The 11,789-nt window shown below is 69.6% G+C and carries 12 protein-coding genes and 1 tRNA gene; 7 read left to right on the top strand and 6 right to left on the bottom strand.

The window, feature by feature from the left end; genetic code table 11:
- Positions 1 to 57 precede the first annotated feature (57 nt).
- Positions 58 to 142 (bottom strand) — tRNA-Leu (locus tag ABLE93_RS06105).
- 209 nt (positions 143 to 351) lie between these two features.
- On the opposite strand from ABLE93_RS06105, the gene lipB reads away from it, so the two are divergent.
- Positions 352 to 1,074: a lipoyl(octanoyl) transferase LipB gene (gene lipB / locus ABLE93_RS06100; RefSeq protein ID WP_348839330.1), complete on the top strand. Its 723-nt coding sequence runs from the start codon at positions 352 to 354 to the stop codon at positions 1,072 to 1,074.
- 227 nt (positions 1,075 to 1,301) lie between these two features.
- Here the strand turns inward: lipB and gatB are convergent, their stop codons facing one another.
- The 3 genes from gatB to gatC all read right to left on the bottom strand — a co-directional run bounded on the left by gatB (position 1,302) and on the right by gatC (position 4,852).
- On the bottom strand, positions 1,302 to 2,792 hold the full coding sequence (gene gatB / locus ABLE93_RS06095) for an Asp-tRNA(Asn)/Glu-tRNA(Gln) amidotransferase subunit GatB (RefSeq protein WP_348838673.1): 1,491 nt from the start codon (positions 2,790 to 2,792) through the stop codon (positions 1,302 to 1,304).
- A 291-nt stretch (positions 2,793 to 3,083) separates the two neighbouring features.
- Positions 3,084 to 4,568: an Asp-tRNA(Asn)/Glu-tRNA(Gln) amidotransferase subunit GatA gene (gene gatA, locus ABLE93_RS06090; RefSeq protein ID WP_348838672.1), complete on the bottom strand. Its 1,485-nt coding sequence runs from the start codon at positions 4,566 to 4,568 to the stop codon at positions 3,084 to 3,086.
- Positions 4,565 to 4,852: an Asp-tRNA(Asn)/Glu-tRNA(Gln) amidotransferase subunit GatC gene (gene gatC / locus ABLE93_RS06085; RefSeq protein WP_348838671.1), complete on the bottom strand. Its 288-nt coding sequence runs from the start codon at positions 4,850 to 4,852 to the stop codon at positions 4,565 to 4,567. Before gatC ends, gatA begins: the two co-directional genes overlap by 4 nt.
- A gap of 230 nt (positions 4,853 to 5,082) precedes the next feature.
- Here gatC and ruvX point away from each other — a divergent pair, with 230 nt between their 5' ends.
- Together ruvX and ABLE93_RS06075 are read left to right on the top strand one after the other, a co-directional pair.
- Positions 5,083 to 5,601: a Holliday junction resolvase RuvX gene (gene ruvX, locus ABLE93_RS06080; RefSeq protein WP_348838670.1), complete on the top strand. Its 519-nt coding sequence runs from the start codon at positions 5,083 to 5,085 to the stop codon at positions 5,599 to 5,601.
- Positions 5,602 to 5,786: 185 nt separating this feature from the next.
- Positions 5,787 to 6,722, top strand: coding sequence for an AEC family transporter (locus tag ABLE93_RS06075; RefSeq protein ID WP_348838668.1), 936 nt, complete (start codon positions 5,787 to 5,789; stop codon positions 6,720 to 6,722).
- A gap of 42 nt (positions 6,723 to 6,764) precedes the next feature.
- Here ABLE93_RS06075 and ABLE93_RS06070 read toward each other — a convergent pair whose 3' ends face one another.
- Entirely contained in the window at positions 6,765 to 7,184 is a 420-nt protein-coding gene (locus tag ABLE93_RS06070; protein WP_348838667.1) for a hypothetical protein, read from the bottom strand.
- 213 nt (positions 7,185 to 7,397) lie between these two features.
- Here ABLE93_RS06070 and ABLE93_RS06065 point away from each other — a divergent pair, with 213 nt between their 5' ends.
- The 4 genes from ABLE93_RS06065 to dprA are packed head-to-tail and all read left to right on the top strand — an operon-like array spanning position 7,398 to position 11,474.
- The gene (locus tag ABLE93_RS06065; RefSeq protein ID WP_348838666.1) at positions 7,398 to 8,345 is read left to right on the top strand and encodes an aspartate carbamoyltransferase catalytic subunit; all 948 of its coding nucleotides are present in this window, start codon (positions 7,398 to 7,400) and stop codon (positions 8,343 to 8,345) included.
- Positions 8,338 to 9,654 (top strand): dihydroorotase, encoded by a 1,317-nt coding sequence (locus ABLE93_RS06060; protein WP_348838665.1) that lies wholly within the window; start codon positions 8,338 to 8,340, stop codon positions 9,652 to 9,654. Before ABLE93_RS06065 ends, ABLE93_RS06060 begins: the two co-directional genes overlap by 8 nt.
- Positions 9,655 to 9,693: 39 nt before the next feature.
- Positions 9,694 to 10,302: a glycerol-3-phosphate 1-O-acyltransferase PlsY gene (gene plsY, locus ABLE93_RS06055; RefSeq protein WP_348838664.1), complete on the top strand. Its 609-nt coding sequence runs from the start codon at positions 9,694 to 9,696 to the stop codon at positions 10,300 to 10,302.
- A 5-nt stretch (positions 10,303 to 10,307) separates the two neighbouring features.
- Positions 10,308 to 11,474, top strand: coding sequence for a DNA-processing protein DprA (gene dprA / locus ABLE93_RS06050; protein ID WP_348838663.1), 1,167 nt, complete (start codon positions 10,308 to 10,310; stop codon positions 11,472 to 11,474).
- Positions 11,475 to 11,526: 52 nt separating this feature from the next.
- On the opposite strand, the gene ABLE93_RS06045 is transcribed toward dprA, so the two are convergent.
- Positions 11,527 to 11,748 (bottom strand): hypothetical protein, encoded by a 222-nt coding sequence (locus tag ABLE93_RS06045; RefSeq protein WP_348838662.1) that lies wholly within the window; start codon positions 11,746 to 11,748, stop codon positions 11,527 to 11,529.
- Between the last annotated feature and the right edge of the window lie 41 nt (positions 11,749 to 11,789).

The raw sequence follows: 11,789 nt of genomic DNA, 5'->3' as shown, positions 1-11,789 counted from the left end.
GGCCCGAAGGCCGCCCTTTTCATGCCCGCGCCGTGAGCGCCGGGCTTTCCGATCCACTGGTGCGGACGAGAGGACTCGAACCTCCACGGGTCTCCCCACTAGCACCTCAAGCTAGCGCGTCTACCAATTCCGCCACGACCGCAGTCAGGGATGGCACCGTCCGGGGATCCGCAAGGGACCGCTCCCGGCCGGGGGCCATCGTCTAACAGATCGAATGTGCCGCCACAAGTGCCCGGCGCAGGGCGCGCGCGACCGCCCGGAGGCCTGTGGATGACCGGCCCGGCTCAAGGCGGCGCCCGATCGGTGGACATGGGCTGGACCGCCGGCGCGGATGGATTAAAGCAGAACGCCATGACAGCCACCGCCACGCGCGCCAGCCTGCAAACCGCCTTCCGCTCCGTCGCCCCCGACGCCCCGCCCGTGGAATGGCGCGTCAGCGAGGGGCTCATCCCCTACCCCGAGGCGCTTGCCGCCATGGAAGCGCGCGCCGCCGCCATCGCCGAGGGCAAGGCGGCCGAATGCGTGTGGCTGCTGGAGCATCCCCCGCTCTATACCGCCGGGACCAGCGCCAAGCCCGAGGACCTGGTGGATGGGCGATTCCCGGTGTTCGAGACCGGCCGCGGCGGACAGTTCACCTATCACGGGCCGGGCCAGCGGGTGGCCTATGTGATGCTCGACCTGAAGCGCCGCTCCCCCGACGTTCGGCGCTACGTGAGCGCGCTGGAGGCGTGGATCATCGCCACCCTGTCGGCATTCAACGTCACCGGAGAGCGGCGGGAGGACCGGGTGGGCGTGTGGGTGCGCCGCAAGGGCGGCGGCCAAGACCGCGAAGACAAAATCGCCGCCATCGGTATCCGCGTGCGCCGCTGGGTGACGTTCCACGGCATCTCGCTGAACGTGGAGCCGGACCTCAGCCATTTCGGCGGCATCGTGCCCTGCGGCGTGCGCGAGCACGGCGTCACCAGCCTCGCCGACCTCGGCCTGCCGGTGAGCATGGCCGAGGTGGACGCCGTGATGCGGGTGGCGTTCGAGGAGGTGTTCGGGCCGACGGTGCCGGGAGCGCCGATGGCCTGAGGGGGCGGTCGCCTCCGCACCGCCGTCGCCGTCCGGCCCGCCGCATCGTGACACGTGGCGGGATGGGTGCTCCGGTCAAGTCGGAGCACGACGGCGGAAAGGGAGGAGGAGCCAGGTTCGAGCGGCAGCGGCGATATCGCCGCGCCTTCGGCGGACCCTTGCGCTGGGCCCCGGCTCGCATTCCGCTATCGCTACATGCGTCCGGGGCGCGTGTGGGCTTTTCCCCCTCAGATCCCGAGCTTCGCCTTCAATATCTCGTTCAGCGCCTGGGGATTCGCCTTGCCGCCGGAGGCCTTCATGGCCTGGCCGACGAACCAGCCCAGCATGGTGGGCTTGGCCTGCACCTGGGCCACCTTGTCCGGGTTGGCGGCGATGATTTCGTCCACCACCTTCTCGATGGCGCCGGAATCCGTCACCTGCTTCATGCCGCGGGCCTCGACCACGACGCGCGGGTCGCCGCCTTCGGTAAAGACGATCTCGAACAGGTCCTTGGCGATCTTGGACGAGATGGTGCCTTCCGCGATCAGATCGAGGATGGCGCCGATCTGGTGCGGCGTCACCGGGGACGAGGTGACGTCCTTGCCTTCCTTGTTCAGGCGGCCGAACACCTCGTTGATGACGAAGTTCGCGGCGGCCTTGCCATCGCGCTTCGCGCCGCCGCCGTCCACCACCTGCTCGAAGAAGTCCGCCGTCTCGCGCTCGGCCACCAGCACGCCGGCGTCGTAGGGCGACAAGCCGTAGTCGGCGATGAAGCGGGCCTTCTTCTCGTCCGGCAGCTCGGGCAGGTCGCTCTTCAGCTCCTCCACCCACTCGCTCTTGAGCACGAGGGGCAGAAGGTCGGGATCGGGGAAATAGCGGTAGTCGTGCGCCTCTTCCTTGGAGCGCATGGAGCGCGTCTCACCCCGGTTGGGGTCGAACAGGCGCGTCTCCTGGTCGATCTTGCCGCCGTCCTCCAGGATCTCGATCTGGCGCCGGGCCTCCACCTCGATGGCCTGGCCGATGAAGCGGATGGAATTGACGTTCTTGATCTCGCAGCGGGTGCCGAAGGGCTCGCCCGGACGGCGCACGGAGACGTTCACGTCGGCGCGCAGATTGCCCTTCTCCATGTCGCCGTCGCAGGTGCCGAGGTAGCGCAGGATGGTGCGCAGCTTGGTCACGTAGGCCTTGGCCTCCTCGGAGGATCGCAGGTCGGGCCGCGACACGATCTCCATCAGCGCCACGCCGGAGCGGTTGAGGTCCACGAAGGAGAGCGTGGGCGACAGATCGTGGATGGACTTGCCGGCGTCCTGCTCCAGGTGCAGGCGCTCGATGCCCACGGTGATGCTCTCGCCTTCCGGCAGATCGACGATGACTTCGCCCTCGCCCACCACCGGCTGCTTGTACTGGCTGATCTGGTAGCCCTGCGGCAGGTCTGGATAGAAATAGTTCTTCCGGTCGAACACCGAGGTCAGGTTGATCTCCGCCTTCAGCCCGAGCCCGGTGCGCACCGCCTGCGCGACGCATTCCTTGTTGATGACCGGCAGCATGCCGGGCATGGCGGCATCCACCAGCGACACATGGTCGTTGGGCGGGCCGCCAAAGGCGGTGGAGGCGCCGGAAAACAGCTTGGCATTGGAAGCGACCTGGGCGTGCACCTCCATGCCGATCACCACTTCCCAATCGCCGGTGGCGCCGGGGATGAGCTTCTTGGCCTCTGCGGGCCGCGCGTGGACGGTCATGGTCTTCCTGTGGTCATAGGCGGCGCGGCGATCCCGCAGGGCCGCGCCGCAATTCTGGGTCTCAGGTAAACCCGAGGGACGGGCTCTGGCAACCGCCAGGGCGCCGCGGGCCGGTGCCATCCGTGCGGCGCGCCTCTTCAGCGTGATGGCGCACCAAGGCCGATGCGGGCACGTCTTTCAGATCGAGCCCCACGGCGCCGATCACCTGGCGCCCAAGCGCGTGCGCTCCGCATCCGCGGTGCGCCGTCAGCGAAAACGAGGCAAGGCCCCGCTCTCGCCTGCGCGCTGATATCAGGCCTTCCACCACAGGTCGTCGACCGGGAAGCGGCCGGCCGCCTCCTCGATCACCTCTGCGAGGGAGAACAGCGTCTCCTCCTCGAACGGCCGGCCGATGAGCTGGAGGCCCAGCGGCAGGCCATCCGCCGCAAGGCCCGCGGGCACCGAGATCCCCGGCAGGCCGGCCATGTTCACCGTCACGGTGAACACGTCGTTGAGATACATCTCCACCGGGTCGGCCTTCAGCTTCTCGCCGATGCCGAAGGCGGGCGAGGGCGTCGCCGGGGTGAGCACGGCGTCCACCCCGAGCGCGAAAGCCTGGTCGAAATCGCGCTTGATGAGGCTGCGCACCTTCTGCGCCCGCAGGTAATAGGCGTCGTAATATCCGGCGGAGAGCACGTAGGTGCCGATCATGATGCGGCGCCGCACCTCCGGCCCGAAGCCGGCAGCGCGGGTGTTCTCGTACATCTCCACCACGTCCTTGCCCGGCACGCGGGTGCCGTAGCGCACCCCGTCGTAGCGGGCGAGGTTGGACGAGGCTTCGGCCGGGGCGACGATGTAATAGGCCGGCAAGGCGTATTGCGTGTGGGGCAGCGAGATGTCGACGATTTCGGCCCCCGCCTCCTCCAGCCATTTGGCGCCCTCGCGCCACAAGGTGTCGATCTCGTCGGCCATGCCGTCCATGCGGTATTCGCGCGGAATGCCGATCTTCTTGCCCTTGATGGAGGCGCCCACGGCCTCCTCGTAGTCCGGCACGGGCCGGTTGACGCTGGTGGAATCCTTGGGGTCATAGCCCGCCATGGAGCGCAGCAGGATCGCCGCGTCGTTCACCGTGCGGGCGAAGGGACCCGCCTGGTCGAGCGAGGAGGCGAAGGCGACGATGCCCCAGCGCGAGCAGCGCCCATAGGTGGGCTTGATGCCCACGGTGCCGGTGAAGGCCGCCGGCTGGCGGATGGAGCCGCCCGTATCGGTGCCGGTCGCGCCGGCGCAGAGGAAGGCCGACACCGCCGCCGCCGAGCCGCCCGAGGAGCCGCCCGGCACCAGCGGGGTGGTGTCGCCGTCCCGGCGCCAGGGCGAGACCACCGCCCCGAAGGCCGAGGTCTCGTTGGACGAGCCCATGGCGAACTCGTCGTTGTTGAGCTTGCCCAGCATCACCGCGCCGTCGCGCCAGAGGTTGGCGGTGACGGAGGATTCGTACTCGGGCACGAAACTGTCGAGGATCTTGGAGCAGGCGGTGGTCCTGACGCCCTCGGTGCAGAACATGTCCTTGATGCCGAGGGGGATGCCTTCCAGATGGCCGGTGTCGCCGGAGGCGATGCGCTTGTCGCTCTCCTTCGCCATTTCCAGGGCGATCTCCGGCGTTTCCAGCACATAGGCATTGAGCGAGCGGGCTTCCGCCATGGCCTTCAGATAGGCCTCGGTAAGCTCGACGGAGGTGAACTCGCCCTGGGCGAGACCCTCGCGCGCCTGGGTGAGGGTGAGCTTCGTGAGCTTGGTCATTCCACCACCTTCGGCACAGTGAAGAAGCCGCCTTCGGCATCGGGCGCGTTGGCGAGCACCTTCTCGGGACAATGGCCGTCGGTGACGGCATCCTCCCGCATGGGCAGTTCCACCGGGACCACCCCGGTGAGGGGCTCGACCCCCGACACATCGAGATCGGCCAGTTGCTCGACGAACTCGAGGATGGCGTTGAGCTCGTTCTGAAGGTGGCCGAGCTCCTCCTCGCGCACCGCGATGCGCGCGAGATGGGCCACCCGGCGGACTGTCGCCTGATCGACGGACATATGACGCTCCCAAAAGCTGACCGCCGCTATAGCAAGGGGTATGCCGCGGTGGAAGGGTGGGGAGGCTCAACCAGCCCCCAGAGCTTCATCTGGCAACGTTCATACGCTGATGCAAAATGCGGACGATCCGATCCCTTCCGCTAGAGGGTGCCGATAGAACAGCTCAAGGTACCAGCGGGCAACACACCCACCGCATTTGACCTGGCCCCAAAATGCTCTAGCGAGGAGGCATGTCGGATACCCCTCCCCCCGCCCCCGTCGGCCCCCTCGCCGACATTGCCGGCCTGCTGCCGCGGCGGGGGGCGCTCATAGGGCTCGATCTCGGCACCAAGACCATCGGGGTTGCCTCCTGCGATCCGGACCGGCGCATCGCCACGGTGGTGGAGACGGTCAAGCGCACCAAGTTCACCGCCGAGGCCCTGCGCCTTGTGGCCCTCGCCGACGAGCGGCGGGCGGTGGCCTTCGTCCTCGGGCTCCCGTTGAACATGGACGGGTCGGAAGGGCCCCGCGCTCAGGCGAGCCGCGCCTTTGCCCGCAACTTCGCCCGCGTGGCCGGCCGGCCCATCGCCTTGTGGGACGAGCGCCTGTCGACGGCCGCGGTGGAACGCGCGCTGATCTCTGCCGAGATGAGCCGCGCGCGTCGCGCCGAGGTGGTGGACCAGCACGCCGCCGCCTTCATTCTGGAGGGCGCGCTGGGCTTCCTCTCGCGCCTCGCGGCGAACGCAGCCGGAACCTTGCCGGACGACTGATTCGGACCCGCCCTGTTCCCGCGCCGTTCGCGGCCCGGCTGCATCCGCCCCGGCGAGCGTCCCATTTCGGCACGCCACCTTTCCTTCCTGCGCCAGCGCGCCTAAAGGGGATGCCCGAGCGGGCGTTCGGCGCGCCGGAAGCAACAATCGCCTGCCCGCGAACGGCTGGCTCCACGCGTCTGCCCATGACCCTCATCTTCACCGCCCTCGTCCCCGTGTTCCTCACCATCGCCCTCGGCGCCCTGCTGCGCCGGATCCTGCTGAAGGACCCGGCCCATTGGGCGGCGCTGGAAAAGCTCACCTATTTCGTGCTCTTCCCGGCGCTGCTGGTGGTCTCGGCGGTGAAGGCCGACCTCAGCCAGGTGAACGTGGTGGCCGTCGCGGGCGCGCTCATCGGGTCGGTGGTGGTCCTGTCCGGCCTGATCCTCATCGCGCACCGGCCGCTCATTTCAGTGCTGGCGGCGGATGGGCCGGCCTTTACCTCTCTCTTCCAGGGGGCGGTGCGCTGGAACACCTATATCGTGCTGGCGGTGGCCGGCGGGCTCTATGGCGCGGCTGGCATCACCGTCGCAGCCATCGCGCTGGTGGCGATGATCCCGGTGGTGAACGTCATCGCGGTGCTGGTGCTCGCCGCCTTCTCCGGCCGCCACCCGCCCACGTTCGCCTATGTGATCGGCCAGCTCGCGCGAAATCCCTACATCTGGGCCTGCTCGGCCGGCGCGCTGCTCAATGCCACCGGCTTTCCGGTGCCGAAGGTGGTGGTGGAATTCGGCGACATCCTCGGGAGGGCGTCCCTCGCCCTCGGCCTGCTGGTGGTGGGCGGCGGCCTCATCCTCGATCGGCTGGCGCGGCCGCGGATGATCGTCTTCGCCAGCCTTGGGCTGAAGCTGCTGGTGAAACCCGCCATCGCTGTGGGCCTCGGCCTGCTGTTCGGGCTGGCCGGCACGGAGCTGATGGTGGTGGCGATCACCGCCTCGGTACCGTCGGCGCCCAACGGTTATGTGCTCGCCCGCCAGATGGGGGGCGACGCGCCGCTGCTGGCGGAAATCCTCACCGTGCAGATCCTCGGCGCCGCGCTCACCCTGCCGCTGGTGGTGGCGGCGACCAAGCTGCTGGCCTGAAAAACAAAGGGCGGCCGAAGCCGCCCTCTTGGGAATGCCCGTTCAGCAGGGGGAGAAATAGCCCTGGCCGCCGGGTCCGGTCTGCACCCAGCAGCTGCGCGGGCGCGGCGCGGGCTCCACATAGACCCGCGGGGCGGGCTGGTAATAAACGACCGGTGGCGGCTCGTAATAGACAACCGGCGGCGGGGGCGGCGCAGCCACCGCACCGGCCACGGCGGCGGCCCCGAGGATTCCGAGCGCGACGCCCGCACCCACCGCGGCGCCGTTGCCGCAATTGTAGCAGCCGCCATACCAGCGCCCGCGATACCAGTAGCCCACCTGAGTGACGCTGGCCGCCTCGCCCGGTGCTATCGCCAGCGCGCCCGAGCCGATGGCCGCCGCATGGCCGGCGGAGGCCGCGCCGGTCACGGCCACCGCCGCGACGCTCAGCGCCAAGAGGTTCTTCCGCAGAAGGGAGGACATGACTTGAACTCCTAACGTCGCAGGGCGGCAGGCCCGATTCCGGCGGAGGTCGCCCCGCCTTCGTCACCAAGCTCGGCGAGACTTCGTGCCAAAGTGTGGCGCCGCCGAGGCTCCCTCTGGATCGTTGTTCACAAATGATGAACGAGCTCTGAACGTCCGCGGCGCGGCGTCCCTTGCCCCGTGGGAGCGGGGGGGCTATGCCTGCCGCCTGCCATGCAAGCCGCACCCGCCTTCACCCTCACCGGCCGACACCTCATCGGCATAGAAGGCCTCTCCGCCAGCGAGATCAGTGGCCTGCTCGACCTTTCCGAGGAGTTCGTCGAACTCAACCGGCAGATCGAGAAGAAGCGCACCACGTTGCGCGGCCGCACCCAGATCAACCTGTTCTTCGAGGCCTCCACCCGCACCCAGTCCTCCTTCGAGATCGCCGGAAAGCGCCTCGGGGCGGACGTGATGAACATGTCGGTCTCCTCGTCTTCGGTGAAGAAGGGCGAGACGCTGATCGACACCGCCATCACGCTCAACGCCATGCACCCGGACATCCTGGTGGTGCGCCATCACGCATCCGGTGCGGTGGCCCTGCTGGCGCGCAAGGTGGATTGCTGCGTCGTGAACGCCGGCGACGGCGCCCACGAGCATCCGACCCAGGCGCTGCTGGACGCCCTCACGATCCGCCGCAACAAGGGCCGCATCCAGGGCCTCACGGTGGCCATCTGCGGCGACGTCCTGCATTCGCGCGTCGCCCGGTCCAACATCGCGCTGCTCAACACTTTGGGCGCCAAGGTGCGGGTGGTGGCGCCTTCCACCTTGCTGCCGTCCGGCGTCGAGACGCTGGGCGTGGAGGTGTTCCGCACCATGGAAGCGGGCCTCGACGGGGCCGACATCGTGATGATGCTGCGTCTTCAGCGTGAGCGCATGGCGGGGTCCTTCATCCCCTCTGTGAAGGAATACTACCACTACTTCGGCCTCGACGAGGCCAAGCTGAAGCGCGCGGCGCCGGATGCGCTGGTGATGCATCCCGGCCCCATGAACCGCGGCGTGGAGATCGATTCGGCCATCGCCGACGGAAGCCGCTCGCTCATCCGCGAGCAGGTGGAGATGGGCGTCGCGGTGCGCATGGCGGTGCTCGACACGCTGGCCCGGAAGCTGCCCAATGCGTAACGCCCGCACATTTCCGCACGAGCCGCGCCCGCTGCTGCTCACCCACGCCCGGGTGATCGACCCTTCCCGCGGCGCCGATTTCGTCGGCGACGTGTTCCTCGCTGACGGCGTGGTGAAGGACGCCGGCTTCGGCATCGCCGCGGCCGGCATTCCCGACGGCGCAGAGGTGGTGGACTGCGCCGGGGCCATCGTCGCGCCCGGCCTCGTGGACATGCGCGCCTTCGTCGGCGAGCCGGGCGCCGAGCACCGCGAGACGCTGGCCTCCGCGAGCCTTGCGGCAGCGGCCGGCGGCGTCACCACCATCATCTGCCAGCCCGACACCGACCCGGCGGTGGACGACCCGGCCATCGTCGACTTCATCCTGCGCCGGGCGCGGGATACGGCGGTGGTGCGGGTGCATCCCATGGCGGCCATCACCAAGGGCTTCCGCGGCGAGGAGATGACCGAGATCGGCCTGCTCCAGGCCGCCGGCGCGGTGGCCTTCACTGATGGCCACAAGTCGGTGATGAACGCCCAGGTCCTGCGCCGCGCCCTCGCCTATGCCCGCGATTTCGACGCCCTTCTGGTGCATCACACCGAGGATGCGACCATGTCGCAGGGCGCCATGAACGAGGGCGCTTTCGCCACCCGTCTCGGCCTGTCGGGCAATCCAAAAGCCGCCGAGACCATCATCCTGGAGCGCGACGTGCGCCTCGTGGGAGCGGCCCGCGGGCGCTACCACGCTGCCGCCCTGACCTGCGCCGAATCGCTTGAGGTTCTGGCACGGGCCAAGCAGGCGGGCCTGCCGGTGACCGCGTCGGTCAGCATCAACCACCTGTCGTTCAACGAGCTCGACATCGGCGGCTATCGCACCTACTTCCGCCTCGCCCCGCCGCTGCGGGCCGAGGACGACCGGCAGGCGCTGATCCACGCCCTCGCCTCGGGCCTGGTGGACGTGGTGGTCTCCGACCACCTGCCGCAGGACGTGGAAGGCAAGCGCCTGCCCTTCTCGGAGGCCGAGCCCGGCGCCATCGGGCTCGAGACCCTGCTTTCCGCCGCGCTGCGCCTCGTCCATTCCGACCAGGTGGACCTCGTGAATCTGCTCGCCGCATTGTCCACCCGGCCGGCGCAGATCCTCGGGCTCGATGCCGGCACGCTGCGCCCGGGGGCGCCGGCGGACGTGATCGTCTTCGATCCCGGCATGCCCTACGTGCTCGATCCGGGCGAGCTGAAGTCGCGCTGCCGCAACACCCCGTTCGACGAGGCGCGGCTGGAAGGCCGGGTGCTGCGGACCATCGTTGCCGGCCTTACCGTCTACGAATACGTTTGAGCTGCCCGCCCCGCGTCCGCTCCCCAGACTGAGGTCGACATGCCCGATGCCCCCTCGCCCGCGCTCGTCCTTCTGGCCGCGCTGGCGTTCGGCTATCTGCTTGGCTCCATCCCGTTCGGGCTGATCCTGACGCGGCTCGCCGGCACGCGGGACATCCGTTCCATCGGCTCCGGCAACATCGGCGCCACCAACGTGCTGCGTACCGGCCGCAAGGATCTTGCCGCCGCAACCCTCCTGCTCGATGCGCTGAAGGGCACGGCGGCGGTGCTGGTGGCCGGCCATTTCGCCGGCGAGGCGGCGGCCATGGCCGCCGCGGTCGGGGCCTTCCTCGGCCATGTGGCGCCGGTCTGGCTGCGCTTTCGCGGCGGCAAGGGCGTCGCCACCTTTCTCGGGGTGACACTCGGCCTGTTCTGGCCGGCAGCGGTGGGTTTCGCCGCGGTCTGGCTCGGTGCCGCCTGGTACACCCGCTATTCATCCCTTGCGGCGCTGATGGCGTCGGTAGGCACGGTGATCGTCGCCATGGCACTCGGCCACGACAAGCTTGCGATGCTGCTGGTGGTGCTCGCCATTGTGCTGTGGGCGAAGCACCACGAGAACATCCGCCGCCTGCTGGAAGGCACCGAGGGCAAGATCGGCGCGAAGGGCTGACGCCGATGGCGCGGGGCAAGCCTCCCGGTCCCGGACCCGCCGCACCCGAGGGAGAGGGTCCGGGCCACGGCCAGCTTCTCGGCCCGGCCCAGCGCCGCGACTGGCTGCGGCTGATCCGCACCGAGAATGTGGGACCGCGCACCTTCCGCGCGCTCATCAACCAATACGGCGGAGCCGCAGGCGCGCTGGAGGCCCTGCCCTCCCTGGCGCGCCGCGGCGGACGCCTGATGCCGCCCCATACCCCCACCATCGCCGAGGCCGAGGCGGAAATGGCCGCCCACGCCCGCATCGGCGCCCGCCTTGTGGCGCTGGGCGAGCGGGACTACCCCTCGGCTCTCGCCGCGCTCGACGATGCGCCCCCGCTCCTCTCGGTGCGCGGGCGGGGCGAGGTGCTCCGGCGCCCTATGGTGGGCATCGTCGGCGCCCGCAACGCCTCCGCCGCCGGGCGCACCTTCACCGCGCGCCTGGCCCGCGATCTGTCGGCCGCCGGCTGGGTGGTGGTCTCGGGCCTGGCCCGCGGCATCGATGCCGCCGCTCATGAGGCCAGCCTCGAAGGCGGCACGGTGGGCGTTTTCGCCGGCGGCCTCACCCGGCCCTACCCGCCGGAAAACCTCGCCCTGATCGAGAAGGTGGCGCAGGACGGCGCCGTCGTCTCCGAAATGCCCATCGCCTGGGAGCCGCGGGCGCGGGACTTTCCCCGCCGCAATCGTCTGGTCTCCGGCATGGCGCTCGGCGTCGTGGTGGTGGAGGCGGCGGAGCGCTCCGGCTCCCTCATCACCGCCCGCCTCGCACTGGAGCAGGGCCGCGAGGTGTTTGCGGTGCCAGGCTCCCCCCTCGATCCGCGCGCCGGAGGGACCAACGCGCTCATCAAGCGGGGGGCGACGCTGGTGACTCAGGCCGCCGACGTGCTGGAGGTGCTGGCGCCCGTCGCCGGGCGTCCGCCCGAGGACATCGCCGGGCCCGAGGAGCCGCCCGTGCCGCCGGAGCCGGCCCAGCCCGGCGATGATGCCCGGGCCCGCATCATCGGCCTGCTCGGCCCGGTGCCGACCTTCATAGACGATCTGGTGCGCCTCTCCGGCTGCTCGGCGGCGGAGGTTCAGATCGTGCTCCTGGAGCTGGACCTCGCCGGACGGCTCGACCGCCCCGGCACGGGGCGCGTCGCGTTGAAATAGTCCGGTCCGCGGTGCCGGCTTTCCTGGCCGCCGTCGTCCCGCTGGCTCCCGCCTATCGCTGGGGCGAGCGGCCCGGGGGGCGGCTTCCGTTCGTTTCGCGGCGGTCGCGAACATCGGTGAGGCTTTTTGCCTCCTGCCGTGCCATCTCAAGGATATAGGCCAGCGTGACGAAGCCGTGCCCGCGCGCAAGCCGAGAGAGCTCCGCGGTGATCGCGGCCACGTAGGCGGCCGTTGCGGCGGCATCGAGCGCCTGTTCCGAAGACGGGTCGGTCATGGATGATCCGTCGCCTCATTGGTATCCCGTACTGGTCTTAA

Source organism: Xanthobacter pollutisoli, from assembly GCF_040044995.1.
Taxonomy (GTDB): domain Bacteria; phylum Pseudomonadota; class Alphaproteobacteria; order Rhizobiales; family Xanthobacteraceae; genus Xanthobacter.
This window is presented reverse-complemented; position numbering and strand designations above follow the sequence as displayed.

Bases quoted from the DNA above. Each gene is read 5' to 3' on its own strand.
- ABLE93_RS06065 (WP_348838666.1), top strand. From the start codon at position 7,398: ATGCAAGCCGCACCCGCCTTCACCCTCACCGGCCGACACCTCATCGGC.
- ABLE93_RS06060 (WP_348838665.1), top strand. From the start codon at position 8,338: ATGCGTAACGCCCGCACATTTCCGCACGAGCCGCGCCCGCTGCTGCTC.
- gatC (WP_348838671.1), bottom strand. From the start codon at position 4,852: ATGTCCGTCGATCAGGCGACAGTCCGCCGGGTGGCCCATCTCGCGCGC.
- lipB (WP_348839330.1), top strand. From the start codon at position 352: ATGACAGCCACCGCCACGCGCGCCAGCCTGCAAACCGCCTTCCGCTCC.
- ABLE93_RS06075 (WP_348838668.1), top strand. From the start codon at position 5,787: ATGACCCTCATCTTCACCGCCCTCGTCCCCGTGTTCCTCACCATCGCC.
- plsY (WP_348838664.1), top strand. From the start codon at position 9,694: ATGCCCGATGCCCCCTCGCCCGCGCTCGTCCTTCTGGCCGCGCTGGCG.
- ABLE93_RS06070 (WP_348838667.1), bottom strand. From the start codon at position 7,184: ATGTCCTCCCTTCTGCGGAAGAACCTCTTGGCGCTGAGCGTCGCGGCG.
- ruvX (WP_348838670.1), top strand. From the start codon at position 5,083: ATGTCGGATACCCCTCCCCCCGCCCCCGTCGGCCCCCTCGCCGACATT.
- ABLE93_RS06045 (WP_348838662.1), bottom strand. From the start codon at position 11,748: ATGACCGACCCGTCTTCGGAACAGGCGCTCGATGCCGCCGCAACGGCC.
- gatB (WP_348838673.1), bottom strand. From the start codon at position 2,792: ATGACCGTCCACGCGCGGCCCGCAGAGGCCAAGAAGCTCATCCCCGGC.
- dprA (WP_348838663.1), top strand. From the start codon at position 10,308: ATGGCGCGGGGCAAGCCTCCCGGTCCCGGACCCGCCGCACCCGAGGGA.
- gatA (WP_348838672.1), bottom strand. From the start codon at position 4,568: ATGACCAAGCTCACGAAGCTCACCCTCACCCAGGCGCGCGAGGGTCTC.